Source organism: Streptomyces sp. SID14515 (assembly GCF_010548505.1).
Taxonomy (GTDB): Bacteria; Actinomycetota; Actinomycetes; order Streptomycetales; family Streptomycetaceae; genus Streptomyces; species Streptomyces caviscabies.
Window position 1 is genome coordinate 120,583 of record NZ_JAAGMH010000143.1, and the last position, 24,277, is coordinate 144,859.

Below are 24,277 nucleotides of genomic sequence, written 5' to 3' on the forward strand. Positions count from 1 at the left end.
CTGTGCATGTCAAGAGAGTGCGCAGACCCAAGAAATGAGCCTGATCGCAAGCGAGTTGGAGGCGCATGCGTCGGAGAGCGCTCTCTCGAGATCGGGGCGGAGGAGAAGTCGGGGGCGTTGTCAGTGGTGGGCGGAAGAATGGTGGCCATGACGAACTCAGCTGCTGTGCTCGCCGATGCCGCCGCCTATGCCGCCGCGGTCGAAGAGGCCTCGCTCGCCGCCGCCGCGTACTACGCCACGGGCGAGAGCGCGCTGGACGACGACGCCTACGACCGGCTGGCGCGCGGGATAGCCGCGTACGAGGCGGAGCACCCGGAGGAGGTGCTGGCCGCCTCGCCGACGGGCAAGGTCGCGGGCGGGGCGGCCGTCGGCGACGTGCCGCACACGGTGCCCATGCTGTCGCTGGACAACGTGTTCTCGGCCGAGCAGTTCGCGACGTGGACCGCGTCGCTGGAGCGCCGGATCGGCAGACCGGTGACGGCGTGGAGCGTCGAGCCGAAGCTCGACGGCCTGGCGGTCGCCGCGCGCTATCGCAACGGCCGGTTCGAGCGCCTCATCACCCGGGGCGACGGCACGGCGGGCGAGGACGTCTCGCACGCGGCCGGTGCGGTCGTCGGGCTGCCGGAGCGGCTGGCCGAACCGGTCACCATCGAGGTGCGCGGCGAGATCCTCATGACGAACGAGCAGTTCGAGCAGGGCAACGCGATCCGTACGGAGCACGGCGGCGCCCCCTTCGCCAACCCGCGCAACGGGGCGGCGGGCACCCTGCGCGCCAAGGACCGGGCCTATCGGGTGGAGACGACCTTCTTCGCCTACGGCGCACTGCCGCTGCCCGATTCCGGCGAGCTCGCCGAGACCCTGGACGAGCTGCCCCACAGCGAGGTTCTGGCGTACGTCGCCGGCCTCGGCGTGCACACGGCCGCGGGCACCGACGTGGCGCCGGTCCGGGTCGCCACCGTCGAGGAGGTCCAGGCACGGGTGGCCGAGACGGCTTCCCTGCGCGCCTCGCTGCCGTTCGGCATCGACGGGATCGTCATCAAGGCCGATCTGGCGGCCGACCAGCGCGAAGCCGGCTCCGGCACCCGCGCGCCCCGCTGGGCCATCGCCCACAAGCTGCCCGCCGTGGAGAAGATCACCCGCCTGCTGGCCGTCGAGTGGAACGTCGGGCGCACGGGCATCATCGCGCCGCGCGCCGTCCTGGAGCCCGTGGAGATCGACGGCTCCACCGTCGGTTACGCCACCCTGCACAACCCGGCCGACATCACCCGCCGCGACCTGCGGCTGGGCGACCAGGTGATGGTCTACAAGGCCGGCGACATCATCCCGCGCATCGAGGCCCCCGTCGTGCACCTGCGCACCGGCGACGAGACGCCCATCGTCTTCCCCGAGAGCTGCCCGCAGTGCGGCTCCGCCATCGACGCGAGCGAGCAGCGCTGGCGCTGCACCCGGGGCCGCGACTGCCGCCTGGTCGCCTCCGTCTCGTATGCGGCGGGGCGCGATCAGCTCGACATCGAGGGCCTCGGCTCCACACGCGTCGTCCAACTCGTCGACGCGGGCCTCGTCGCCGACTTCGCGGACCTGTTCACCCTGGAGCGCGAGCGGTTGCTCGCCCTCGACCGGATGGGCGAGACCTCTACGGACAACCTCCTGGCGGCCATCGAAACCGCCCGCACCCGGCCGCTCTCCCGGGTCTTCTGCGCCCTGGGCGTACGCGGCACGGGGCGCTCCATGTCACGCCGCATCGCCCGGTATTTCGCCACGATGGACCGGATCGTCGCCGCCGACGTGGAGGCGCTCCAGCGGGTCGACGGCATCGGCAAGGAGAAGGCCGCCGCGGTGGTCGCCGAGCTGGCGGAGCTGGCCCCGCTGATCGGCAAGCTCGTCGCGGCCGGGGTGAACATGACGGAGCCGGGCGCCACCCCGCCCCCGGAGCCCGGGGCGGAGGAGGCGGCCGACGCGGACGCGCAGGCCGCCGGCGAGGCGGGGGCGGAGGCCGGTGCCGACGGCGGAACCGCCTCCGCGCTGCCGCTGTCGGGGATGACCGTAGTGGTCACGGGCGCGATGTCCGGAGTGCTGGAGAAGCTGACGCGCAACCAGATGAACGAGTTGATCGAGCGGGCGGGCGGCAAGTCGTCCTCCAGCGTCTCCAAGCGCACGAGTCTGCTGGTCGCCGGGGAGAAGGCCGGTTCCAAGCGCACCAAGGCGGAGGACCTGGGGGTCCGGATCGCGGTGCCGGAGGAGTTCGCGGAGCTGGTCGGCGCCTTCCTGGCGACGGAGGAGGAGGGCTGAGCCGATGGCGCCTGCCGTGCGGACATGACGTTCATGCCTGTGAATCTGCGGGGAAGTGGCGTTCCACCACCCCGTATTGCATAGTGAGGGATCGGTCGCGCCTCGCTATCAGCGGGCCGACGGGGTGCGTGGACGGCCGCGACGGGCGGCCGGGGGTGAGGGACGATGCGTTCTGTGCACGACGGACAGCGGCCGGGTCGCGCCGTCCCCCCGTCGCCGGGCCCCGCCCCGGCCACCGCTCTTGAGACCACTCCTCCCACCATTCCCGTACCGACTGTTCCCACCACTCCGGTACCGACTGTGCGCGTCCCGATCGCTTCCGCGCCCGGCGAGCGGCGAGGGCCGCTCCGCCCGGGTGCGGGCCCATGGGGGAAGGGCCCCGGACCGCTTCGTGACGGAAGCGGTGCCGGGGCGTTCGGGGCGGGGCGTTCCCACGCGGGCCTCCGGACGTACCACCGGTACGAGGGCGCTCCGGCTACTCCGGGCGCATCGGGTGCCACCCCGGCCGCCCGGGGGCTGGCCCTGGACCTCGGCAGCTCGCGTACCCGGGCCTGGGTGCCCGGCCGGGGGCTGGTTCTCGACCCGTTCCCGGACTCCGGCCCCCACGGTGGCGCCGAACGGCCGGTCCGGCGCGGGCGCATCGTCGACCCCGAGTCCTGCGGCCGGCTGCTCGGCCGGATCGCCGACGCCGCCCTGGGCCCCGACCGCAGCGACAGCGTGATCGTCCTCAGCCACCCGGTGCTCGCCGGGGCCGAACACCGCACCGCCGCGCGGGCGTTGCTCGCCGGACTCGGGACGACGCGCGTCGTGGTCCTCAGCAGCGCCCGGGCCGCCGCCGCGTACGCCGGACCGAGGGAGGCGGGCCCCCTTCTCGTCGTCGACATGGGGGCCGAGCTGACCGAGGTCACGCTCCTGGTGGGCGGCCTGGTCGCCGACGCCCGCCAGGCCGAGAGCGGACTCGACGACCTCGACGGCCTCGATCCGGCGGCGCTGCCCGCCGTCCTCGTCCGCACGGTGCTCGACATGATCACCTCCATGTGGCGGCACGACCGGCACGGCGCGATCCGGGGAGCCCTGCGCAAGGGCCCGGTGCTCGCGGGCGGCGGCGCGCTGCGGGCCGACGTCACCGATCGCATCGCCCGCTGCCTCGGCACCCGGGTGCGCCTGGCCGACGACCCGTCGACCACGGTCGTCCGGGGCGCCGGACAGATCCTCAGCTCCGTGCTCCGCCATCGGACGGCGCCGCCCGAGCATTCCGGCCGACCGAGGTGACGCCGAACCCGGGACGGACCCGGGCGAACGCGTTCCGGGTTCGGTCTGTGCTGACCACGCTGCTGCTCACCGTCCTCACCCTGGTCGGCGGTGCCGCCACGGCGAGCGGCGCGGCACCCGCCCTGGCTGCCCGAGGCATCACGCCCGCGGTCACGGCTGCGAGCGCCGCCCACACCGCCGCCGCCACCGCCGTACGCTCTGCCGCCGCAGCTACCGCCGTACGCTCTGCCACCGCCGTACCCTCTGGCTCCGCCGCGCCGAAGACCTACCCGGCACAGACCGAGCACGCAGGCCCGAGCGAGGGCCTGGTCGACGCGCGCACGGGCACCGGGGCGGTGGCGCAGGCCGGGCACGAGCAGCCCAGGGCGGCGGCCGATCCGGCGCAGGCTCCGCGGGCGGGCAGCGGCCGGCCGTACCTGCTCCTTCACGCACCGCCGCCACCGCACGACGCACTGACGCCCGCTCCGCCGGGGCTTGCCGAGCCGCGCTCCGGCGTACGGCGGAGCGCCGCGGAATCCTTCGACGCGCCCGGCAGCCGCAGGGGCGCGCTCCCCGATGTCCGGGGGCCTCCGGGCAGGACGACCACCGGTCCCACGACCGGTCATCCGTCCTGTTCTGCCGCATCGGCGTCACGTCCTCACTGAGGTGAGGGCGCTCGACGCCCCACCGGAGGATTTCCATGACTCGCGCCACCGTGGTGCGGGCGGTTCTGGCTGTCGCCGTGCTGCTCGTCGCCGCCTTCATCACCTTGACCATGTCGCCCAGACTCGGCCTCGACCTCCAGGGCGGCACCCGTATCGTGCTCCAGGCCCGGGACACCGCCACCGTCCAGGCGGATCGGGAGACCACCGACCGCACCCTGGAGGTGCTGCGGCAGCGGATCGACTCGCTGGGCGTCTCCGAACCGACCCTGACCCGTTCCGGCGAGGACCGGATCATCGTCGAACTGCCCGATGTCCAGGATCCGCGCCAGGCCGCCGAGGTGATCGGCCGGACGGCGCAGCTCAGCTTCCACGCGGTCGAGGGCCCGGCGGCCCAGGAGCCGGACGGGAAGACCAAGGACCCCGACCCCGAGCGGCTGACCCTCCCCGACGAGCAGGGCCGCATCCTCGCGCTCGGCCCCGCCCGGCTCTCCGGAGCGGGCGTCGAGGACGCCACCGCCGCGTTCGACGCGCAGGGCGGAGCGGGCTGGAGCGTCTCGCTCGAATTCCGGAAGGACGCCGGAAAGGACTGGACCCGGCTGACCGGCGAGGCCGCCTGCCATCCGGCCGGGGACGACCGGCGGAGGGTCGCCATCGTCCTCGACGAGAAGGTCATCTCCTCACCGCAGGTCGACCCGTCGGTCGGCTGCCGGGCCGGACTGCCGTCGGGGGCCACCCAGATCAGCGGCTCGTTCGGCGCGGACGAGGCACGTGACCTGGCGCTGCTCATCAAGGGCGGGGCCCTGCCCGTACCCGTCGAGATCGTCGAGCAGCGGACCGTCGGCCCGACGCTCGGCGCGGCGGCCATCGACGCGAGCGCGCAGGCCGCCCTCATCGGAGCAGCCGCCACCGCGCTCTTCATCACCCTCGTCTACCGGCTGTTCGGCGCCCTGGCCGCCGTGGCGCTGGGCGCGTACGGGGTGATCTCCTACGCCGCGCTCGTCGCCCTCGGCGTCACGCTGACCCTCCCCGGTCTCGCCGGATTCGTCCTCGCGATCGGGATGGCGGTCGACGCGAACGTCCTGGTCTTCGAACGGGCCAGGGAGGAGTGCGCGGAGCGGCCGAAACGCTCCCTGCGCTCCGCGCTGACCACCGGGTTCCAGCAGGCGTGGAGCGCGATCGCCGACTCCAACGTAACCACCCTGATCGCCGCCGGACTGCTCTTCTTCCTGGGCTCGGGCCCGGTCAAGGGCTTCGGCGTCACCCTCGCCATCGGCGTCATCGCCTCGATGTTCTCCGCGCTCGTCATCGCCCGCGCGCTCACCGAGATCGCCGCGAACTCCCGTTTCGTCAGCGACTACCGGAGCGTCAACGGCATCGGCCGCCCCGGCGCCGTACGGACCTGGCTGGTCCGCAAGGACCCGCGGCTCTTCCGGAAGCCGGTCCGCTGGCTCGTCGTCTCGGCGGCCCTGGTCGCCGTCGCGGTGGCCGGGATCGTGGTGCGCGGGATCGACCTGGGCGTCGAGTTCACCGGGGGCCGGCTGGTCGAGTACTCCACCAGTCGGCCGGTCGACGTGGAGACCGCCCGGGACACGCTCACCGCCGCCGGGTTCGGCGACGCGGAGGTCACCACGGCGGGCGACGGCGACCTGTCCGTACGCACCGGGAAGCTCGACAACGACGGCGAACACGCCCTGCGGGCCGCCCTCGCCGAGGAGGGCGGCGAGACGACGAAGGTACGGGACGAGCTGATCGGCCCGAGCCTCGGCGACGAACTGCGGCGCAACGCGCTCATCGCCCTGGCGGTCGCGGTGGCCGTGCAACTGGCCTATCTGGCCGTCCGGTTCCGCTGGACGTTCGCCGTGGCCTCCGTCGGGGCCATGGTGCACGACGTGATCCTCGTGGTGGGCGCCTTCGCTTGGCTGGGGCGGCCGGTCGACGGCATCTTCCTGGCAGCCCTGCTCACCGTCATCGGCTACTCGGTCAACGACTCGGTGGTGGTCTTCGACCGGGTACGGGAGCTGTGGGGGGCCAGCCGGAAGACACCGCTGGACACCATCGCCCGCCGGGCCGTCCTCCAGACCGTTCCGCGCACGGTGAACACCGGGATGGGCGCCCTGTTCATCCTGACCGCCCTCGCGGTGCTGGGCGGCGACTCGCTCGCCGACTTCGCGCTCGCCCTGCTCATCGGCATCGTCGTCGGCACCTGGTCCTCGGTGTTCACCGCCGTACCGGGCGCGCTCGTCCTGGAGCGGACCGCGAAGGCCCCGCCGCCCGTACCGGGGAAGGGGAAGGGCACGCCGCGCGGAAAGGCCCGTGCGAAGCGCCGCGACCCGCTGGACAACGGAGCCCGCGTCTGAGAGTGACGGGCCCGTGTCCGAGGTGACAGGAGAGGGCCGGGTCAGGACGGCACGTGGGCGTGCAGATAGGCGGCGGTCTCGCGGTCGGCCGGAAGGAACGTCTCGATGGCCAGCTCGGCCACCGTCACGTCCATGGGCGTGTTGAACGTCGCGATCGACGACACGAACGACAGGACCCGGCCCCCGTGTTCGAGCAGCATCGGCAGCGCGAACGCGGCGGGCCGCTCCGGCTCCCGCTCCGGCCCCGGCCCCGTGCCGTCCGTGTCGTTCGCCCGTGCGGGTACGGGGTAGGCGGCCACCTCGTCGTACAGCTCGCGCAGCTCGGGCGAGCGTACGAGGGCGATCTGACGGTCCATCTGCGCCAGCAGGTCCGCCCGCCACTCGGGGAGGTTCACGATGCGCGGGGCGAGCCCCTCCGGGTGGAGGGTGAGCCGCATGGCGTTCACCGGCGGGGTCAGCAGCTCCTCCGACACTCCGCCCAGCAGCAGCGCGATGCCCCGGTTGGCCGCCACCACCCCGTAGACGCCGTCCACCACGAGCGCCGGATAGGGCTCGTACGCCGCGAGCAGCCGGTCGAGACCCTCGCGCAGAGAGGCCATCGCGGGGTCGTCGAGCGGCGTCTGCGCGTAGCGGGGCGCGTAACCGGCCACCACGAGCAGCGCGTTGCGTTCACGGACCGGGATGTCCAGCTGCTCGGCCAGCCGCAGGACCATGTCCTCGCTGGGCCGGGAGCGGCCCGTCTCGATGAAGGAGATGTGCCGGGCCGAGGAGTCCGCGCGCAGGGCCAGCTCCAACTGGCTGATGCGCCGCTGTTCCCGCCAGTCCCGCAGCAGTGGCCCTACTCCCGTGTCGGGCAAGACAGTCGTCATGCCAAGACCGTAACGTCACCGGCGGGCCGGGGCCGGTACGGGCCGCCCCGGCCCGCTGTGACGCATGCGCCGACCCGTCGAGACGTACGCAACCGAGACCCACGGGAGCCGTTCCATGAGCGCCGAACCGCTGTCGCCGACCGAGATCGACCGCCGGCTGGAGAGCCTGCCCGGCTGGGCGCTGGAGGGGGACCGGATCACCCGGACCTTCCGGCTGCCCTCCCACTTCGCCGCCGCCGCGCTGACGGTCCACATCGCGCGGATCCAGGAGGAGCTGAACCACCATTCCGACCTGACGCTCGGGTACAACACGGTGGCGCTCTCCGTCCACACGCACGACGCGGGAGGCGCGGTCACCGAGAAGGACCTCGCGCTCGCCGCCCGGGTGGCGTCCGCCGCCCCGGCCCACGGAGCCGAATAGCCCGGCGCACCATGAGGCATTTGGTCTGAAGTGGTCCGAAGTGGCCTGAAGCATTCGGCTCAGGCCTCAGGCCACCGTGCCGAACCTCGGATTCGCGCCGAGCCACTGCGCGTAGCTCGGGCTGCGCGACACCGCTTCCGCGTACGCCGCGCGGGTCGCCCCGGCCACCGTCCCCGCCGCGGCGTCCGCGGCGGGGGAGTGCGGGTGCCAGCCCACCAGATGACGCCAGCTGAGCGGCGCACCGGCGAGCGGTCTGGTCACCAGTCCGGGCGCCGGCGGGAACGTCGCCCGGCACAGCCCGATCGCCCGCCCCACCTGCACCAGATGGACGACGGACGAGGTGTCCGTCTCGTACACCGAAACCGGGGTGAAGCCCGACCGCGCACAGGCCGCGGTGAAGCAGTCGGCGAAACAGCCGTCGCCCGGCACGTCCGCCCAGCACTCGTCCGCGAGCGCGGCCAGATCCAGTTCCGCTTCGCCGGCCAGGGCGTGATTCTCCGGCAGCATCACGAAGACCGGGTCCACCCCGACGACCTCCCAGACCAGCCGGTCCGCCAGCGGCGGCGGACTCTCGCCGCACGTTCCGATCAGCGCGAAGTCCAGCCGCCCGTCGATCACCAGCGAGGCGATCTCGGCCACCGACCACGAGGTGTACGTCGACACCGGCACCGACGGGTGCGCGGCGGCCATCCGGTCCACCAGACCGCCGAGCAGCGGACCGTGCGTGCCGCCCAGCCGGAACCGGTCCAGCGACCCCGTGGCATTGGCGAACCGCACGGCCTCCGCCTGCAGTTCGCTGACCGCGGGCAGGACCACCCGGGCCCGCTCCAGCACCAGTTCGCCGAGCGGGGTGGCACGCGCTCCGGTGTGGTCGCGGTCGAAGAGAGCGCCGCCCAGGGCCTTCTCGATCCGCCGCAGCTGAGCGCTGAGAGCGGGCTGGGCAAGCCCCAGCGTGGCGGCGGCCTTGGTGAGGCTGCCGGTGTCGGCTATGGCACGGACCGTTCGCAGATGGCGCAACTCCAGCTCCATAAGGGCAAGTTATGGGCCCGCCGTCACCCCGGCAATATGTGTGCTCCGCCTACCGTTCGGTCGGTGTACAGGAGGCGTACTCCGCCGGGTCGGCCCGGCGGGGACCGGCGTTCCGGTTCAGCCGTGCCAGACGCCGTCCGCGGCGGCCTCGCGGGCGAAGGCGGTGAAGTCCTTCGGCTCCCGCCCGAGCACGCGCTTCACCCCGTCGGTCGTCGCCGCGTTGTGGCCGTCCAACAGTGTCGCGAACAGCTCGGCCAGGAAGCCCGCCTCCGGTCCCGGCACCCCGAACCGCTCCAGCAGCGACGCGTACGCGGGTCCCGTCACCGGCGCGTACCGCACCGGCCGGCCCGCCGCCCGGCCCAGTTCCTCGGCGGCCCGGGCGAACGTCAGGGCCCGGGGGCCCGTCAGCTCGTACACCGCCCCCGCGTGCCCCTCCTCGGTCAGTGCGGCCACCACCACGTCGGCCAGGTCGTCGAGGTCCAGGAACGGTTCCGCCGTCGTGCCCGCGGGGAATACCAGCTCGCCGCCGAGCACGCCGTCCAGGAGCGCGCCCTCGCTGAAGTTCTGCGCGAAGAACGCGGACCGGACGACCGTGACCTCCACCGTTCCGGCCGCCTCGCGGAGGGCTTCCTCGGCGACGGCGGCCTGCGGCTCCCCGCGCCCCGACAGCAGCACCACCCGGCGCACCCCGCACGCCGCCGCGGTCCGCCCGAACACGGCCATCGCCTCGGCCGCCCCGGGCACCGCCAGGTCCGGGTAGTACGCCACATAGGCGGCCTCCGCGCCGTGCAACGCCGTGGCCCACCCCGTGTCGTCCTGCCAGTCGAACGGCGCCTCGCCCGTGCGTGAGGCCGAGCGTGAACCCGAGCGGACCGGCACCCCGAGAGCCGTCAGCCGCTCCACCACCCGACGGCCGGTCTTGCCCGTGCCGCTCGTCACCAGAACCGTTCCCACGGCCTGCCCTCCGTCTCGTCCGTTGCCAGCGCCAGCGCCAGTGCCGTTGCCGTTGTCGTCGTTCCGTCGCGTGTACGTGTTCTCCGTCATGGCTCCAGGCTCCCGGGCGCGCAACCGGCCGACCATGCTCCAAAGGCTCAGGCGCCTACTCCTCCGTCCACGCGCGCACGCGCCCAGGCATCGGCGCGTCTACGCTGGCGGCCATGGACGCTCTCGCCGGACTCCTGGACGGACCACGGGCCCGGGGCGCGTTTCTGCTCCGCATGGTGATGGAGCCGCCCTGGGCGGTACGGATCGAGGACCGGGCGCCGATCTGCCTGATGTCGGTCCGGCGCGGCACGGCCTGCGTCGTGCCGCCCGGCGGAGGCGAACCGGTCCGGCTCGGCCCCGGGGACATCGCGGTGGTCCGCGGCCCCGATCCGTACACCGTCGCCGACGCACCCGGAACGACGCCCCACGCCCTGATCGGACCCGGCGGCGTCTGCACCACGCTGCACGGCCGGCCGCTCTCGCAGGACATGGTGCTGAACGTACGGACCTGGGGCAACGCGGCCGACGGAGCCACGGCGGTCCTCGTCGGCACCTATCTGATGGACGGCGAGATCAGCCGCCGGCTGCTGGACGCCGTGCCCCCGCTGCTCACGCTCCCCGCCGACGCGCGGACCCGGCCGCTGCTGGACCTGCTCGACGCGGAGATCGCCCAGGACGAGCCGGGGCAGCGCGTCGTCCTGGACCGGCTGCTGGACCTGCTGCTCATCGCCGTGCTGCGCGCCTGGTTCGCCCGGCCCGGCGCCGACGCCCCCGCGTGGTACCGCGCGATGGGCGACCCGGTCGTGGGCAAGGCGCTGCGGCTGCTCCAGGACGACCCGGCGCACCCCTGGACCGTCGCCTCGCTCGCCGCCCGCGCCGGGGTGTCCCGGGCCGGACTGGCCCGGCGGTTCACCGAACTGGTCGGGGAGCCGCCGATGGCGTACCTCACCGGCTGGCGGCTCGCCGTCGCGGCCGACCTGCTGCGCGAGAGCGACGCCACGGTGGAGGCCGTGGCCCGGAAGGTCGGCTACAGCAGCCCTTTCGCCTTCAGCGCCGCGTTCAAGCGGGTCAGGGGCGCCGGCCCGCAGGAGTACCGCGGCAGCCCGCCGGAGGACCACCTCGATTTGCCGGACCGGCAAAGAAGCTTGCCGCGCGAATCCCGTCCGGGGACGCTGGCGCCATGAGCAGCCACGCCGGTCACGGCCACCACGACGCGCACACACCCGCCGCCACCCCCGTACACGCCCATGCTCACGCGCAGGCCCACGTCCATGCACATGCACATGCACATGCCCAGGCCCATGCGCATGGATCAGGGGGCGATCCGGCGACGGACATCGACTGGGACGTCCTGGGTCCGCTGCTGGAGCAGGAGGCCGAACTCAACGGCGCGCAGTACGAGGAGGCGGCCCGCTGGATCGCCGCTCTGCCCACCGTGCCCAAGGTCCGCCGGGTCCTGGACATCGGCAGCGGTCCCGGTGTCGTCTCCTGTCTGCTGGCCGAGGTCTTCCCGGAGGCCGAGGTGGTGGCCGTGGACGCCGCGCCCGCTCTGCTGGAACGCGCGGAGAACCGTGCCCGACGCCTCGGCGTGATCGACCGCTTCCGGACCCTGGAGGCCGAACTCCCCGACGATCTGGGCCGGTTGGGCGAGGCGGATCTGATCTGGGCGGGCAACTCCCTGCATCACCTGGGCGATCAGCGCGCCGCTCTGGCCGGATTCGCCGGGCTCCTGCGGCCCGGCGGCACGGTCGCGCTCGTCGAGGGCGGACTGCCCGCCCGGCGGCTGCCCCGCGACATCGGCATCGGGCAGCCCGGCCTGGAGGCCCGTATGGGCGCGGCCGCCGCCACGCGCTTCGAGCGCATGCGATCCGAACTCCCGGGCGCCAAGCGGGAGATCGAGGACTGGAGTGCCCTCTTCACCGCGGTCGGCCTCGAACCGCAGGGCACCCGCAGCTTCCTCCTCGACCTGCCCGCCCCGCTCTCCAGGACCGCCCGCGCCCATGTCGTCGCGAGCATCACCCGTGAACGGGAGGTGCTCGGCGATCTGCTGACGGCCGAGGACAGCGCCGTACTGGAGCGGCTGCTGGACCCCGAGGACCCCGAAGGCCTGCACCACCGCCCCGACGTCCATCTGCTGGCCGCCCGCACGGTGCACCTGGGCCGCCGCCGCCACGACTGAACCGGCGACGCCCTCCCGGGCTCCTCCGCGGTCCTACGTCACCGGCTCCAACTGCCACCACTGGAAGGGGGAGTCGGTGTCCTCCCACTGCTGAATCGTGCCGCCGTCCTCGGTGGAACGGTCCGCGACCTCCATGACGAGCCCGCTGATGAAGCTCACCAGCGTCACCGTTCCGGGGGCCTCCGGATGCTGCTCGATCAGCCACTCCTGGGCGCCGAAGTTGTTGGCCTTCCACTGCTGGATGCGGGTGCCGTTCGACGTATCGGCGTCGGCCACGTCCAGGCGCTTCCCGCTGTGCTCGTTGACCAGGTGGAAGAGGGCCGCGCCCTCGTGCACCGGGGACAGCCGCCACACCTGCGCGGCCGTCCCGTCGTCCTCGCCCTGCTGGACCCGGGCCCCGCTGCCCTTGGCCGCGCCGTACACCTCCAGCAGCAGCCGGCTGCCGACGTTGCGCAGACGGTACGGGCCCGCCTCGACGACGGGCGCGAGTTCGCCGCTCATGTTTCCTGTCTCCCCGGTTGACGTGTGTGCTGCCGCTGCGAGGCGGCTGGCGACGGCGGCGCCCCCACCGCGATCGCGGTGGGGGCGCCGGACTGCCGTCGGCTCAGGCGCCGACGTTGAACTCCGCCGGGTCGGGGCCGAGCCGCTTGCCCTCGTCCAGGGCCGCGAAGGCGGCGAGGTCGTCGGCGTCCAGCTCGAAGCCGAACACATCGAGGTTCTCCTTGATCCGCGACGGGGTCACGGACTTCGGGATCACGATGTTGCCCGTCTGGAGGTGCCAGCGCAGCACCGCCTGGGCGGGGGTGCGGCCGTGCTTCTGGGCGATGGCGACGACTGTCGGCACCTCCAGCAGGCCCTTGCCCTGGCCCAGCGGCGACCACGCCTCGGTGGCGATGCCGTGGTCGGCGTGGAAGGCGCGGGACTCGGCCTGCTGGAGCTGCGGGTGCAGCTCGATCTGGTTGACGGCCGGGACCACGGAGGTCTCGGCGAGCAGCCGCTTGAGGTGCTCGGGGTGGAAGTTCGACACGCCGATGGCCTTCGCGCGGCCGTCGGCGAGGATCTTCTCGAACGCCTTGTACGTATCGGTGTAGGCGTCCTTCGCCGGGACCGGCCAGTGGATCAGGTACAGGTCGACGTAGTCCAGGCCGAGCTTGTCCAGCGAGGCGTCGAAGGCGCGCAGCGTGCTGTCGTGGCCCTGCTCGCTGTTCCACAGCTTCGTGGTGACGAAGAGCTCGTCACGGGCGACGCCGGAGGCCGCGATGGCCTTGCCGGTGCCCGTCTCGTTCTCGTAGATCGCGGCGGTGTCGATACTCCGGTACCCGGTCTCGATGGCCGTGGCGACCGCCTTCTCCGCCTCGTCGTCCGGCACCTGCCAGACACCGAAACCGAGCTGCGGCATGTCGAGGCCGTTGTTGAGGGTGATGGAGGGGACCTGGCTCACGAGCGATCGATCCTAACGTCGTCGGTTGGTAACTCCCCACGACAACGACCGGGCAGGTCCCAGCATTCCCGCCCCCTTCCGGCGGCCTCGATCGCGCCGCCCCGTCGCCGCCGGGTCAGTGGTAGAGCGCGTCGACCTCGACCGCGTACGCCGTCTCGATCGCCTTGCGCTTCAGCTTCAGCGAGGGCGTCAGCAGCCCCAGCTCCTCGGTGAACGGATGGGCCAGGATCCGGAACGTACGGATCGACTCGGCCTGCGACACGGCCGTGTTGGCGGCCACCACCGCCCGGCGGACCTCCATCTCCAGGTCCGGGTCGCGCACCAGGTCGGCCGGGCCGAGCGGGGTGCGGCCCTGCATCGACAGCCAGTGGTCCACGGCCTCCTGGTCGACGGTGACCAGCGCCGCGATGTACGGGCGGTCGTTGCCGACGACGATGCACTGCGCCACCAGCGGATGCGCCCGTACGCGTTCCTCCAGACCGGCCGGGGAGACGCTCTTGCCGCCGGACGTCACCAGGATCTCCTTCTTCCGCCCGGTGATCGTCAGATAGCCGTCCTCGTCCAGCGCACCGATGTCCCCGGTCGCCAGCCAGCCGTCCTGCAGCACGGCCCGGGTGGCCCCCGGGTTGCCCAGATAGCCGGAGAACACGTTCGGTCCGTGCACCCACACCTCGCCGTCGTCCGCGATGTGCACCGAGGTGCCGGGGATGGGCTGGCCGACCGTGCCGTACCGGGTCCGCTCCGGGGGGTTCGCCGTCGCCGCCGCGGTCGACTCGGTGAGCCCGTACCCCTCGAAGACCGTCACCCCGGCGCCCGCGAAGAACAGCCCGAGCCGGCGGTCCATGCCCGAGCCGCCCGACATCGCGTGCCGCACCCGGCCACCCATCGCGTCGCGGACCTTCTTGTAGACGACCTTGTCGAAGAACTGGTGCTGCACGCGCAGCCCGGCCGAAGGACCGGGCCCGTCGCCGAACGCCTTCTGCTCCAGCGCTTCCGCGTACTTCACCGCGATGTCGACGGCCTTGTCGAACGGTCCGGCGCGGCCCTCCGCCTCGGCCTTGCGCCGGGCCCCGTTGAACACCTTCTCGAAGATGTACGGCACCGCCAGGATGAACGTCGGCCGGAACGTCATCAGGTCCGGCATCAACGCGTTCGCCGACAGCTCCGGCTGGTGGCCGAGCTTGACCCGGCCGCGGACCGCCGCGATCTCGACCATCCGCCCGAAGACATGGGCCAGCGGCAGGAAGAGAAGCGTGGCCGCCTCGTCGCCGGGCCTGGAATGGAACACCGGCTCCCAGCGCGTGACCATCGTGTCGCTCTCGAACATGAAGCTCGCGTGAGTGATCACGCACCCTTTGGGGCGGCCCGTCGTCCCCGAGGTGTAGATGACGGTCGCCACGGAATCGGGCGTCACCGCGCGCCGGTGCCGCTGCACCACCTCGTCGTCGATGCCCGCGCCCGCCACGAGCAGCTCGTCCACCGCTCCGGCGTCGAGCTGCCACAGCCGCTTCAGATGCGGCAGCTGGTCGATCACCGAACCGACGGTCATCGCGTGGTCCTCGTGCTCGACCATCACCGCCACCGCCTCGGCGTCGTGCAGCATCCACAGGACCTGCTCGGCGGAGGACGTCGGGTAGATCGGCACCGACTGGGCCCCGACCGTCCAGAGCGCGAAGTCGAAGAGCGTCCACTCGAAGCGCGTACGGGACATCAGCGCGACCCGGTCGCCGAACCGCACCCCGTGCGCGATCAGCCCTTTGGCCAGCGCCAGCACGGAATCGCGGAACTCCCCGGAGGTCACATCACGCCACTGGCCCTCGGCGTCCTTGCGGCCGAGCGCGACGCGGTGCGGATCGTCCTCCGCGTAGTCGAACACCACATCGGCCAGACCGCCTACTTGAGGCGCCGCCGCCAGGGGTGGGACAGTGAAATCGCGCAATGACATGCTCCTAATGGCGCTCCGCACAGCGCCGCGACGCTACCCCAAGCGGGGGCCCGGCGGGAGGGGCCCGGAGCCTCCGCACACCGAGTCGTCCGCACAGGTCAACCGTCGAAATCCGGCCAGATGGGCAAGGCTCGGGCGTCCGCCCGGTCCAGTTCTGACGGAGGGGTAAGCGGCTCGCGCCGGAATCTCCACCGAATCCGCCCGCTGCTACCACGGCCGGCCCGCGCCGGAGGCGGAGAGGCCCGCGCCGGGGGCGGAGAGCGTGGGTCGCTTCTCTAGCCGCCGGTCCCGCGGTGCAGCCGGTCGCCGCCCGCCAGGATCGCCGAGGCCAGCGCGTCGGCCGCCTCCTGGGCCGCGCCCCGCCGGTTCCCGTGCAGCAGGACGAAGTCGACGTTGCCGAGCTCCGGCAGCCCCGTCCTGGCCGGAACCGGCACCAGGCCCGGCGGGACCATCCCCCGCGAGTGCGCCATCACCCCCAGCCCCGCCCGCGCCGCCGCCACCAGACCGCTCAGGCTCGTACTCGTGCAGGCGATCCGCCAGGCCCGCCCGTGCTCCTCCAGCACCTCCAGGGCGCGCGCCCGGGTGATGGCAGGTGGCGGGAAGACGACCAGCGGCACGGGGCGCTCCGGATCGAGGCGGAGCTGCGGTGCGCCGATCCAGTCCAGTGCGTCCTGCCACATCAGTTCGCCGTGCGTGTCACCGGTGCGCCGCTTGGCCAGCACCAGATCCAGCCGGCCCGCCTCGAGCTGCCGGTGCAGCGTCCCGGACAGCTCCACGGTGAGCTGGAGCTCGACCTCCGGATGGTCGCGGCGGAAGGACTCCAGGATCTCGGGGAGCCGGGTCAGCACGAAGTCCTCCGAGGCGCCGAACCGCAGCCGGCCGCGCAGCCGGGTGCCCGCGAAGAACGCCGCGGCCCGCTCGTGCGCCGACAGGATCGTCCCCGCGAAGCCGAGCATCGCCTCGCCGTCCTCGGTGAGGTCGACGCGATGGGTGTCCCGGGCGAACAGCTGCCGCCCGGTCGCCTCCTCCAGCCGCCGCACATGCTGGCTGACCGTGGACTGGCGGACCCCGAGCCTGCGCGCGGCCTGGGTGAAGCTGAGCGTCTGGGCCACGGCGAGGAAGGTACGCAGCTGGGCGGGGTCGTACGTGGCGTCCATGGAGCCACGTTATCGGGTTCCGTGATGACAGTCAGAGTGGAATACAGGATTCCCGATGGCGCGGTACGGGAGCAGGATGGATGCCGAAACGGAACGCCTACCGCCGGAGCCTCCCGCACATGACCCGCCGAATCCCGCGACCGCCGTCCTGGCTGCCGGTCGACGCCTACATCCTGGCGCTGGCCGCGACCGTGGCCCTCGCGGCGCTGCTGCCCGCCCGGGGGACCGCGGCCGATGTGGCGGGCGGGGCCTCCACCGGCGCGGTCGCCCTGCTGTTCTTCCTCTACGGGGCGCGGCTCTCCACGGCCGAGGCGCTCGACGGACTCAGGCACTGGCGCCTCCACCTCACCGTCCTGGCCTGCACCTTCGTCGTCTTCCCGCTGCTGGGGCTGGCGAGCGGCGGCCTGGTGCCGTACGTGCTGACGCCCGAGCTCCAGGCGGGCTTCCTCTTCCTGTGCCTGGTCCCCTCGACGATCCAGTCGTCCATCGCCTTCACCTCGATCGCCCGGGGCAACGTGCCCGCGGCGATCTGCGCCGGGTCCTTCTCCAGCCTCGCCGGGATCTTCGTGACCCCGCTGCTCGCGGCCCTGCTCCTCGGCTCGACCGGGGGCGGGTTCTCGGCGGACTCGCTGCTGCGGATCGTGCTCCAGCTGCTGGTCCCGTTCCTGGCCGGACAGCTGCTGCGCCGCTGGGTCGGCGGCTTCCTCACCCGGCACAAGAAGGTGCTCGGCCTGGTCGACCGGGGGTCGATCCTGCTCGTCGTCTACACCGCGTTCAGCCAGGGAATGGTCGCCGGCGTCTGGCACCAGGTCACCCCGGCCCGGCTCGGCGGTCTGCTCGCCGCCGAGGTGGTCCTGCTGGCGCTGATGCTCGCCCTGAGCTGGTACGGGGCACGGCGGCTGGGGTTCGACCGGGAGGACCGGATCGCCATCCAGTTCGCCGGTTCCAAGAAGAGTCTGGCGGCCGGGCTGCCGATGGCGAGCGTCATCTTCGGGGCGCACGCGAGCCTGGCGGTGCTGCCGCTGATGCTCTTCCACCAGACGCAGCTGATGGTCTGCGCGGTGATCGCCAAGCGCCGCTCCCGCGACCCGGAACCGCCCGGAGGCCCGGCCGCCGCCTCCGGGACGTTGTCGGACCCACCGGTTACGGTGAGCCGGTAGCCGACAGCGAGGGAATGCCATGAGTGACGAGCCCGGTACGCCCGCCGACGACTTCCCGCACGGGGCGGGCAATCCGGCCCGCGGCGCTCTGCGGGCGGCGGGCTACACCCGCCTCGCCCAGCTCACGACCGTGACCGCCGCGGAGGTGCTCGCGCTGCACGGGGTCGGCCCGAAGGCGATCGGGGTCCTCCGCGAGGCGCTGGCCGCCGAAGGCCTGGCCTTCGCGGGGGAGTGAGCGGCGGCCTGGTGCACGGCGGATACCCGGGGCGGTGACCGGAGAGCGGCCGCCCCGGTCCCTCAGGCGGGTCGGACCTGCGGCGCCGCCGTCTCCAGCGCGATCCGGTGCTCACCGGCGTACACGTTCATCGACGGGCCCCGCAGGAAGCCGACCAGCGTCAGCCCGCTCTCCGCCGCCAGGTCCACCGCCAGCGAGGACGGCGCCGAGACCGCCGCGAGCACCGGGATCCCCGCCATCACGGCCTTCTGCGCCAGCTCGAACGAGGCCCGCCCCGACACCAGCAGAACGGCCCGTGACAGGGGCAGCCGGTGGTCCGTCAGCGCCCGGCCCACCAGCTTGTCGACCGCGTTGTGCCGGCCCACGTCCTCGCGGACGTCCAGCAGCTCGCCCTCCTCGGAGAACAGCGCGGCGGCATGCAGGCCGCCCGTCCGGTCGAAGACCTGCTGCCTGGCCCGCAGCCGGTCCGGGAGGGCGGACAGCAGCTCCGGGGTGACCCGCACCGGGGGAGCGTCGGACACCGGGTGCCGGGTCGTGGTGCGTACCGCGTCCAGGCTGGCCTTGCCGCACAGCCCGCACGAGGAGGTGGTGTAGACGTTCCGCTCCAGCGTGATGTCGGGGACCTCGACCCCGGGCGCGAGCTTCACGTCCACCACGTTGTAGCTGTTCACGCCGTCCGCCGTCGCCCCGGCGCAGTAGACGATCGACTGCACCTCGTCCCCCTCGGCGATCACCCCCTCGCTGACCAGGAAGCCCGCGGCCAGCGCGAAATCGTCGCCCGGCGTACGCATGGTGATGGCCAGCGGCCGGCCGTTCAGACGGATCTCCAGCGGTTCCTCCGCCACCAGGGTGTCTGCGCGGGAGGAGACGGCACCGTCCCGGATGCGGAGGGTGCGGCGGCGTTCGGTGACCCGTCCCATGGATGTGAACCCGATTCTGTCCGTGTGCGGCGGCTTCCGCGTCCGTGGGCGGAAGCCGAAACCTGACCCCGTCATTGTCCGGCACCCGCACCGGCGTGTCGCAGCCGCCGGCTCAGCACGCTGACCAGGCTGTTGTCAATGCTCCAACGTGTGGGCCGGATATCTGTGGGATCACGTGCCCTCGTACCCGACGGTAGCGACCAAGACTGGATGTTTCCTGCCCTACCTGACGATGGGAACCCGTATGACCGGCTCACGTGTCGTGGCGCTCGGCCACTACCAGCCCGCCAAGGTGCTCACCAACGACGACCTGGCCGCCATGGTCGACACGAGCGACGAGTGGATCACCAGCCGGGTCGGCATCAAGACCCGCCATGTGGGTGGCCCCGACGAGCCGGTGGACGAGATGGCCGCGCACGCGGGAGCCAAGGCGCTGGCCACGGCGGGTCTGCAGGCCTCGGACATCGACCTGGTCCTCGTCGCCACCTCCACCGCGATCGACCGGTCACCGAGCATGTCGGCGCGGGTCGCGGCACGGCTCGGCATGGGGTCGCCCGCCGTGATGGACATCAACGTGGTGTGCTCCGGGTTCACGCACGCGCTGGCCACCGCCGACCACGCGATCCGGGCCGGTGCGGCCACCCGCGCGCTGGTCATCGGCGCCGACAAGATGGCCGACATCGCGGACTGGACCGACCGCTCCACCTGTGTGCTGCTCGGCGACGGCGCGGGCGCCGCGGTCGTCACCGCCGACCCGGCCGCACCCGACACCCCGGACGGGCCCGGCATCGGACCGGTGCTGTGGGGCTCGGTGCCGGAGATGGGCAACGCGGTCCGGATCGAGGGGACGCCGCCGCGCTTCGCGCAGGAGGGCCAGTCCGTCTACCGCTGGGCCACCACCCAGCTCCCGCCGATCGCCCGCCGGGTCTGTGAGAAGGCGGGCATCGCCCCGGAGGACCTGGGCGCGGTCGTCCTGCACCAGGCGAATCTGCGGATCATCGAGCCGGTGGCCCGCAAGATCGGCGCGGTCAACGCCGTCATCGCCCGGGACGTGGTGGACTCCGGCAACACCTCGGCCGCCTCCATCCCGATGGCCCTGTCCAAGCTGGTCGAGCGCGGCGAGGTCGCCTCCGGGGCGCCCGTCCTGCTCTTCGGATTCGGCGGAAACCTCTCCTACGCGGGCCAGGTCATCCGCTGCCCCTGACCGCTCCCCGCGCATCTTTGTCCTGGGTGTGGAGAAAGTTGGGGCCGATTCCTGCGCAACTTCTTCCCACTCCGGGAAAGCGCTGCTACGTTCCCCTCGAAAGCCCGACGGACTGGCCGATGTGGCGGGGAGGGACGCGTGAGACGTATGACGGCACGACCCGCGAACGCGCATCAGGCGCGGCTGCTCCGACTGCTGCGCGACGGGGGCCCCAACTCCCGTGCGCAACTGGGTGATCAGGTCGAGCTCTCGCGCTCGAAGCTCGCCGTCGAGGTGGACCGGCTGCTGGAGACCGGCCTGGTGGTGGCCGACGGACTCGCCGCATCGCGCGGCGGGCGCCGCTCGCACAACATCCGGCTCGCTCCCGAACTGCGTTTCCTCGGGGTCGACATCGGTGCTACCTCGATAGATGTGGCCGTCACCAACGCGGAGTTGGAGGTACTGGGACACCTCAACCACCCGATGGACGTGCGGGAGGGGCCCGTCGCCGTCTTCGAGCAGGTCCTGTCGATGGCCGCCAAACTGCGGGCCTCCGGGCTCGCCGAGGGCTTCGACGGCGCGGGCATCGGGGTCCCCGGCCCCGTCCGCTTCCCCGAGGGCGTGCCGGTCGCGCCGCCGATCATGCCCGGCTGGGACGGTTTCCCGGTCCGCGAGGCGCTCAGCCAGGAGCTGGGCTGCCCCGTCATGGTCGACAACGACGTGAACCTCATGGCCATGGGAGAGCAGCACGCGGGCGTGGCCCGCTCCGTGGGCGACTTCCTCTGCGTCAAGATCGGTACGGGTATCGGCTGCGGCATCGTCGTCGGCGGCGAGGTCTACCGCGGTACGACCGGCAGCGCCGGAGACATCGGGCACATCCAGGTGGACCCGGACGGCCGGTCCTGCGCCTGCGGCAACAAGGGCTGCCTGGAGGCCCACTTCAGCGGCGCCGCCCTCGCCCGGGACGCGGAGGACGCCGCCCGGGAGGGCCGCTCGCCCGAGCTCGCCGTCCGGCTGGAGGCGGCGGGCCGCCTCACCGCCGCCGACGTGGCGGCCGCCGCCGCTGCCGGCGACTCCGCCGCGCTCGATCTGATCCGTGAGGGCGGCAACCGGCTCGGCCAGGTCATCGCGAGTCTGGTCAGCTTCTTCAATCCCGGTCTGGTGGTGATCGGCGGCGGGGTCACCGGCCTCGGTCACAACCTCCTCGCCAGTGTCCGTACCCAGGTCTACAAGCAGTCCCTGCCCCTGGCCACCGGCAATCTCCCCATCGTGCTGGGCGAGTTGGGGCCCACCGCCGGAGTGATCGGCGCGGCCCGGCTCATCAGCGACCACCTCTTCTCACCGGCCTGACCACGGGCCGGTACGCACCACCGCAACCGTCACCACAGCGTCAGTCAGGTACTCGTCAGGTCCCTGATCCCGTCAGGTATCAGCTCGTCAGGTACTAGTCAGCAGCCGTTCGCGGTGCCGCCGGCTCCACGGCACCTCCAGCCCTGCGCCCTGTCCGCTCACCGGCCCTCCCCGGCCCCTCGGCACCGCCCGAGCAGGGGAGACCCCATTCGCCGAGGGGATTCGTCATGGCACCAGAACCACCCCTGCTCACCATGTCAGGCATCACCAAGCTCTTCCCGGGCGTGCGCGCCCTGGACGGCGTCGACCTGGAAGTCCAGGCCGGCGAGGTCCACTGCCTCCTCGGCCAGAACGGTGCGGGCAAGTCCACCCTCATCAAGGTGCTCGCCGGAGCCCACCAGCCCAACGACGGCGAGATCACCTGGCGCGGCGAAACCGTCCAGCTCAAGTCGCCGATCGCCGCCATGCGCCTGGGCATCGCCACCATCTACCAGGAACTCGACCTGGTCGAGGGCCTGTCGGTCGCCGAGAACGTCTTCCTCGGCCATGAGCCGACCAGCGCGGGCTTCATCGTCCGTACGGGAGAAGGGCGTTCGGCGGCGAAGGCGCTCCTGGCCCGCCTCGGTCACCCGGAGATCGACCCCGCCCGGCAGGTCGGCGACCTCTCCGCCGCCCAGCAGCAGATCGTCTCCATGGCGCGGGCGCTCTCCCACGACGTCCGGCTCATCGTGATGGACGAGCCCTCCGCCGCCCTGGACCCCGACGAGGTCGACAACCTCTTCCGGATCGTCGACGGCCTCACCGCCGACGGGGTGGCGGTCGTCTACATCTCGCACCGGCTGGAGGAGATCCGCCGCATCGGCGACCGGGTCACCGTCATCAAGGACGGGCGGACCGTCGCCGTCGGACTGCCCGCCGCCGACACCCCCACCCGCGACATCGTTGCCATGATGACCGGCCGGGACGTCGCCTATGTCTTCCCGCCGCGCCCCGAGGAGCCGGCCGCCGCCACAGCGGAACCCGTGCTCCGGGTCCAAGGCCTGTCGCGCAAGGGCGAGTTCGCCCCCGTCGACCTCGAACTGCGGCCCGGCGAGATCGTCGGCCTGGCCGGGCTCGTCGGCTCGGGCCGCTCGGAGATCCTGGAGACGATCTACGGCGCCCGCAAGGCGAGCACCGGGACCGTCACCGTCGCCGGCAAGCAGCTCCGCCCCGGCAGCGTCCGCGCCGCCGTCGCCGCGGGCATCGGCCTCGCCCCCGAGGAACGCAAGGCGCAGGCCCTGCTGATGACCGAGTCGGTCACCCGTAACGTCTCCGTCTCCTCCCTCTCCCGCTTCGCCCGGATCGGCTGGATCGACCGGGGCGGCGAGCGGAAGGCCGCGCGGAGCGCCACCCGCGAACTGCAGATGCGGCCCGACAACCCGGACGCCGCCGTCCGCACGCTCTCCGGCGGCAACCAGCAGAAAGCCGTCCTCGCCCGCTGGCTGCTGCGCGGCTGCCGGGTGCTGCTGCTGGACGAACCCACCCGTGGCGTCGACGTCGGCGCACGCGCCGAGCTCTACGCCGTGATCCGCCGGCTGGCCGACGAAGGCCTCGCCGTTCTGCTCGTCTCCAGCGAAGTGCCCGAAGTCCTGGGCCTCGCCGACCGGGTGCTGGTCCTCCGCGAGGGCGAAGTGGTCCACCGGGCCCCCGCCCAGGAGCTCGACGAGCACCGCGTACTCGACCTCGTGATGGAAGGGAGCCCGACGCCATGACACAGCCCGCCCCGTCGGCGCAGCACAACGGGCCGGACAAGGGGGCTCCCACCGGCCCCTCCGACGCACCGCCCTCGAAGCCGGGCGGCGGCAGGCCGGCCCTCGGGCTGCGGCTCGACGTCCGGATCCTGTCCCTGCTCGGCGTCCTCGCCGCCCTGATCCTGGTCGGCGGCATCACCGAACCGGACGCCTTCCTGGACACCGGCAACCTCCAGCTGATCCTGACCCAGGCCTCCGTCATCGGTGTCGTCACCGTCGGCATGACCTTCGTCATCATCAGCGGCGGCATCGACCTCTCCGTCGGCGCGATGGTCGCCCTCGCCTCGGTATGGGCGACGACCCTGGCCACCCAGGAGTACGGCTTCGCGGGCATCGCGTTCACCGCGGTGATCGTCGGCCTCGCCGCCGGACTCGTGAACGGCGTCCTCATCGCGTACGGGGGGATGGTCCCGTTCATCGCGACGCTGGCCATGCTCGCCTCGGCCCGCGGACTCGCCCTCCAGATCACCGACGGCAAGACCCAGATCGTCACCGTCGACTCGGTCCTGGACCTCGGTCTGCCCGACTCCTACATCCTCGGGATCCCGCCGCTGGTCATCATGTTCGCGGTGGTCACCGTCGTCGGCTGGCTGATCCTCAACCGGACCACCTTCGGCCGCCGCACCGTCGCCGTCGGCGGCAACGCGGAGGCCGCCCGGCTCGCCGGCATCGACGTCCGCCGTCAGCGCCTGTACCTCTACCTGCTGTCGGGGCTGTGCTGCGGCATCGCCGCCTTCATGCTGATCGTGCTCGCCGGCTCCGGCCAGAACACCAACGGCAACCTGTACGAGCTCGACGCCATCGCCGCCGCGATCATCGGCGGGACCCTGCTCAGCGGCGGCCGGGGCACCATCGTCGGCTCCGTCCTCGGCGTCCTGATCTTCACCACGATCACCAACATCTTCGCGCTCAACAACCTCCAGAGCGACGTCCAGCAGATCGCCAAGGGCGCCATCATCGTCGCCGCCGTCCTGGTCCAGCGCCGCACCCTGCGCGGCGGGGAGACCTGAGCACCCCGAGTGCCCTGAGCACCCCGGACACCACCGGCACCT

Annotated in this window: 21 protein-coding genes; 13 read left to right on the top strand and 8 right to left on the bottom strand. The window is 72.6% G+C overall.

Annotated elements, in window-relative coordinates; translation table 11 throughout:
* Positions 1-138 precede the first annotated feature (138 nt).
* The 4 genes from ligA to secD all read left to right on the top strand — a co-directional run bounded on the left by ligA (position 139) and on the right by secD (position 6,562).
* A complete protein-coding gene (gene ligA, locus G3I54_RS34725; protein WP_164620808.1) occupies positions 139-2,289 on the top strand; it encodes an NAD-dependent DNA ligase LigA in 2,151 nt (716 codons plus the stop codon).
* A gap of 555 nt (positions 2,290-2,844) precedes the next feature.
* Positions 2,845-3,561 (top strand): rod shape-determining protein, encoded by a 717-nt coding sequence (locus G3I54_RS34730; protein ID WP_164620810.1) that lies wholly within the window; start codon positions 2,845-2,847, stop codon positions 3,559-3,561.
* A 47-nt stretch (positions 3,562-3,608) separates the two neighbouring features.
* On the top strand, positions 3,609-4,205 hold the full coding sequence (locus tag G3I54_RS34735) for a hypothetical protein (RefSeq protein ID WP_343240501.1): 597 nt from the start codon (positions 3,609-3,611) through the stop codon (positions 4,203-4,205).
* Positions 4,206-4,240: 35 nt separating this feature from the next.
* Positions 4,241-6,562 (top strand): protein translocase subunit SecD, encoded by a 2,322-nt coding sequence (gene secD / locus G3I54_RS34740; protein ID WP_164620814.1) that lies wholly within the window; start codon positions 4,241-4,243, stop codon positions 6,560-6,562.
* Positions 6,563-6,603: 41 nt separating this feature from the next.
* On the opposite strand, the gene G3I54_RS34745 is transcribed toward secD, so the two are convergent.
* Positions 6,604-7,431, bottom strand: coding sequence for a helix-turn-helix transcriptional regulator (locus G3I54_RS34745; protein ID WP_164620816.1), 828 nt, complete (start codon positions 7,429-7,431; stop codon positions 6,604-6,606).
* Positions 7,432-7,546: 115 nt separating this feature from the next.
* Here G3I54_RS34745 and G3I54_RS34750 point away from each other — a divergent pair, with 115 nt between their 5' ends.
* Positions 7,547-7,852: a 4a-hydroxytetrahydrobiopterin dehydratase gene (locus G3I54_RS34750; RefSeq protein ID WP_164620818.1), complete on the top strand. Its 306-nt coding sequence runs from the start codon at positions 7,547-7,549 to the stop codon at positions 7,850-7,852.
* 66 nt (positions 7,853-7,918) lie between these two features.
* Here G3I54_RS34750 and G3I54_RS34755 read toward each other — a convergent pair whose 3' ends face one another.
* On the bottom strand, positions 7,919-8,881 hold the full coding sequence (locus G3I54_RS34755) for a LysR family transcriptional regulator (RefSeq protein ID WP_164620820.1): 963 nt from the start codon (positions 8,879-8,881) through the stop codon (positions 7,919-7,921).
* A gap of 117 nt (positions 8,882-8,998) precedes the next feature.
* Complete coding sequence (locus G3I54_RS34760) at positions 8,999-9,925, bottom strand: NmrA family transcriptional regulator (RefSeq protein ID WP_164620822.1); 927 nt, start codon at positions 9,923-9,925, stop codon at positions 8,999-9,001.
* Positions 9,926-10,038: 113 nt separating this feature from the next.
* Here G3I54_RS34760 and G3I54_RS34765 point away from each other — a divergent pair, with 113 nt between their 5' ends.
* Positions 10,039-11,049, top strand: a complete 1,011-nt coding sequence (locus G3I54_RS34765; protein WP_164620824.1) for an AraC family transcriptional regulator — start codon at positions 10,039-10,041, stop codon at positions 11,047-11,049.
* Positions 11,046-12,044 carry a class I SAM-dependent methyltransferase gene (locus G3I54_RS34770; protein ID WP_203687639.1) on the top strand — a complete coding sequence of 333 codons (999 nt, stop codon included), beginning with the start codon at positions 11,046-11,048 and terminating at the stop codon, positions 12,042-12,044. The genes G3I54_RS34765 and G3I54_RS34770 overlap by 4 nt, the downstream gene beginning before the upstream one ends.
* A 33-nt stretch (positions 12,045-12,077) precedes the next feature.
* Here the strand turns inward: G3I54_RS34770 and G3I54_RS34775 are convergent, their stop codons facing one another.
* The 4 genes from G3I54_RS34775 to G3I54_RS34790 all read right to left on the bottom strand — a co-directional run bounded on the left by G3I54_RS34775 (position 12,078) and on the right by G3I54_RS34790 (position 16,587).
* Positions 12,078-12,545: an RICIN domain-containing protein gene (locus G3I54_RS34775; RefSeq protein ID WP_164620826.1), complete on the bottom strand. Its 468-nt coding sequence runs from the start codon at positions 12,543-12,545 to the stop codon at positions 12,078-12,080.
* A gap of 103 nt (positions 12,546-12,648) precedes the next feature.
* Entirely contained in the window at positions 12,649-13,485 is an 837-nt protein-coding gene (locus G3I54_RS34780) for an aldo/keto reductase (RefSeq protein ID WP_007446191.1), read from the bottom strand.
* 115 nt (positions 13,486-13,600) lie between these two features.
* A complete protein-coding gene (locus G3I54_RS34785) occupies positions 13,601-15,400 on the bottom strand; it encodes an AMP-dependent synthetase/ligase (RefSeq protein WP_164620928.1) in 1,800 nt (599 codons plus the stop codon).
* A 305-nt stretch (positions 15,401-15,705) separates the two neighbouring features.
* Positions 15,706-16,587, bottom strand: a complete 882-nt coding sequence (locus G3I54_RS34790; protein WP_164620828.1) for a LysR substrate-binding domain-containing protein — start codon at positions 16,585-16,587, stop codon at positions 15,706-15,708.
* Positions 16,588-16,706: 119 nt separating this feature from the next.
* Here G3I54_RS34790 and G3I54_RS34795 point away from each other — a divergent pair, with 119 nt between their 5' ends.
* Together G3I54_RS34795 and G3I54_RS34800 are read left to right on the top strand one after the other, a co-directional pair.
* The gene (locus G3I54_RS34795; RefSeq protein ID WP_164620830.1) at positions 16,707-17,747 is read left to right on the top strand and encodes a bile acid:sodium symporter family protein; all 1,041 of its coding nucleotides are present in this window, start codon (positions 16,707-16,709) and stop codon (positions 17,745-17,747) included.
* Positions 17,748-17,766: 19 nt separating this feature from the next.
* Positions 17,767-17,982, top strand: coding sequence for a DNA-binding protein (locus G3I54_RS34800; protein ID WP_030623563.1), 216 nt, complete (start codon positions 17,767-17,769; stop codon positions 17,980-17,982).
* A 62-nt stretch (positions 17,983-18,044) separates the two neighbouring features.
* Here the strand turns inward: G3I54_RS34800 and fdhD are convergent, their stop codons facing one another.
* Positions 18,045-18,902, bottom strand: coding sequence for a formate dehydrogenase accessory sulfurtransferase FdhD (gene fdhD / locus G3I54_RS34805; protein ID WP_164620832.1), 858 nt, complete (start codon positions 18,900-18,902; stop codon positions 18,045-18,047).
* A gap of 244 nt (positions 18,903-19,146) precedes the next feature.
* Here fdhD and G3I54_RS34810 point away from each other — a divergent pair, with 244 nt between their 5' ends.
* From G3I54_RS34810 to G3I54_RS34825, 4 genes are all read left to right on the top strand, one after another.
* The gene (locus G3I54_RS34810; protein WP_164620834.1) at positions 19,147-20,106 is read left to right on the top strand and encodes a beta-ketoacyl-ACP synthase III; all 960 of its coding nucleotides are present in this window, start codon (positions 19,147-19,149) and stop codon (positions 20,104-20,106) included.
* A 147-nt stretch (positions 20,107-20,253) separates the two neighbouring features.
* On the top strand, positions 20,254-21,435 hold the full coding sequence (locus G3I54_RS34815) for an ROK family transcriptional regulator (protein WP_164620836.1): 1,182 nt from the start codon (positions 20,254-20,256) through the stop codon (positions 21,433-21,435).
* Between the two features lie 227 nt (positions 21,436-21,662).
* Positions 21,663-23,186 carry a sugar ABC transporter ATP-binding protein gene (locus tag G3I54_RS34820; protein ID WP_164620838.1) on the top strand — a complete coding sequence of 508 codons (1,524 nt, stop codon included), beginning with the start codon at positions 21,663-21,665 and terminating at the stop codon, positions 23,184-23,186.
* A complete protein-coding gene (locus G3I54_RS34825) occupies positions 23,183-24,235 on the top strand; it encodes an ABC transporter permease (RefSeq protein ID WP_164620840.1) in 1,053 nt (350 codons plus the stop codon). The genes G3I54_RS34820 and G3I54_RS34825 overlap by 4 nt, the downstream gene beginning before the upstream one ends.
* The last annotated feature ends 42 nt before the right edge of the window (positions 24,236-24,277 follow it).

Bases quoted from the DNA above. Each gene is read 5' to 3' on its own strand.
- ligA (WP_164620808.1), top strand. From the start codon at position 139: ATGGTGGCCATGACGAACTCAGCTGCTGTGCTCGCCGATGCCGCCGCC.
- secD (WP_164620814.1), top strand. From the start codon at position 4,241: ATGACTCGCGCCACCGTGGTGCGGGCGGTTCTGGCTGTCGCCGTGCTG.
- G3I54_RS34745 (WP_164620816.1), bottom strand. From the start codon at position 7,431: ATGACGACTGTCTTGCCCGACACGGGAGTAGGGCCACTGCTGCGGGAC.
- G3I54_RS34750 (WP_164620818.1), top strand. From the start codon at position 7,547: ATGAGCGCCGAACCGCTGTCGCCGACCGAGATCGACCGCCGGCTGGAG.
- G3I54_RS34755 (WP_164620820.1), bottom strand. From the start codon at position 8,881: ATGGAGCTGGAGTTGCGCCATCTGCGAACGGTCCGTGCCATAGCCGAC.
- G3I54_RS34760 (WP_164620822.1), bottom strand. From the start codon at position 9,925: ATGACGGAGAACACGTACACGCGACGGAACGACGACAACGGCAACGGC.
- G3I54_RS34765 (WP_164620824.1), top strand. From the start codon at position 10,039: ATGGACGCTCTCGCCGGACTCCTGGACGGACCACGGGCCCGGGGCGCG.
- G3I54_RS34770 (WP_203687639.1), top strand. From the start codon at position 11,046: ATGAGCAGCCACGCCGGTCACGGCCACCACGACGCGCACACACCCGCC.
- G3I54_RS34775 (WP_164620826.1), bottom strand. From the start codon at position 12,545: ATGAGCGGCGAACTCGCGCCCGTCGTCGAGGCGGGCCCGTACCGTCTG.
- G3I54_RS34790 (WP_164620828.1), bottom strand. From the start codon at position 16,587: ATGGACGCCACGTACGACCCCGCCCAGCTGCGTACCTTCCTCGCCGTG.
- G3I54_RS34795 (WP_164620830.1), top strand. From the start codon at position 16,707: ATGACCCGCCGAATCCCGCGACCGCCGTCCTGGCTGCCGGTCGACGCC.
- G3I54_RS34800 (WP_030623563.1), top strand. From the start codon at position 17,767: ATGAGTGACGAGCCCGGTACGCCCGCCGACGACTTCCCGCACGGGGCG.
- fdhD (WP_164620832.1), bottom strand. From the start codon at position 18,902: ATGGGACGGGTCACCGAACGCCGCCGCACCCTCCGCATCCGGGACGGT.
- G3I54_RS34810 (WP_164620834.1), top strand. From the start codon at position 19,147: ATGACCGGCTCACGTGTCGTGGCGCTCGGCCACTACCAGCCCGCCAAG.
- G3I54_RS34815 (WP_164620836.1), top strand. From the start codon at position 20,254: ATGACGGCACGACCCGCGAACGCGCATCAGGCGCGGCTGCTCCGACTG.
- G3I54_RS34820 (WP_164620838.1), top strand. From the start codon at position 21,663: ATGGCACCAGAACCACCCCTGCTCACCATGTCAGGCATCACCAAGCTC.
- G3I54_RS34825 (WP_164620840.1), top strand. From the start codon at position 23,183: ATGACACAGCCCGCCCCGTCGGCGCAGCACAACGGGCCGGACAAGGGG.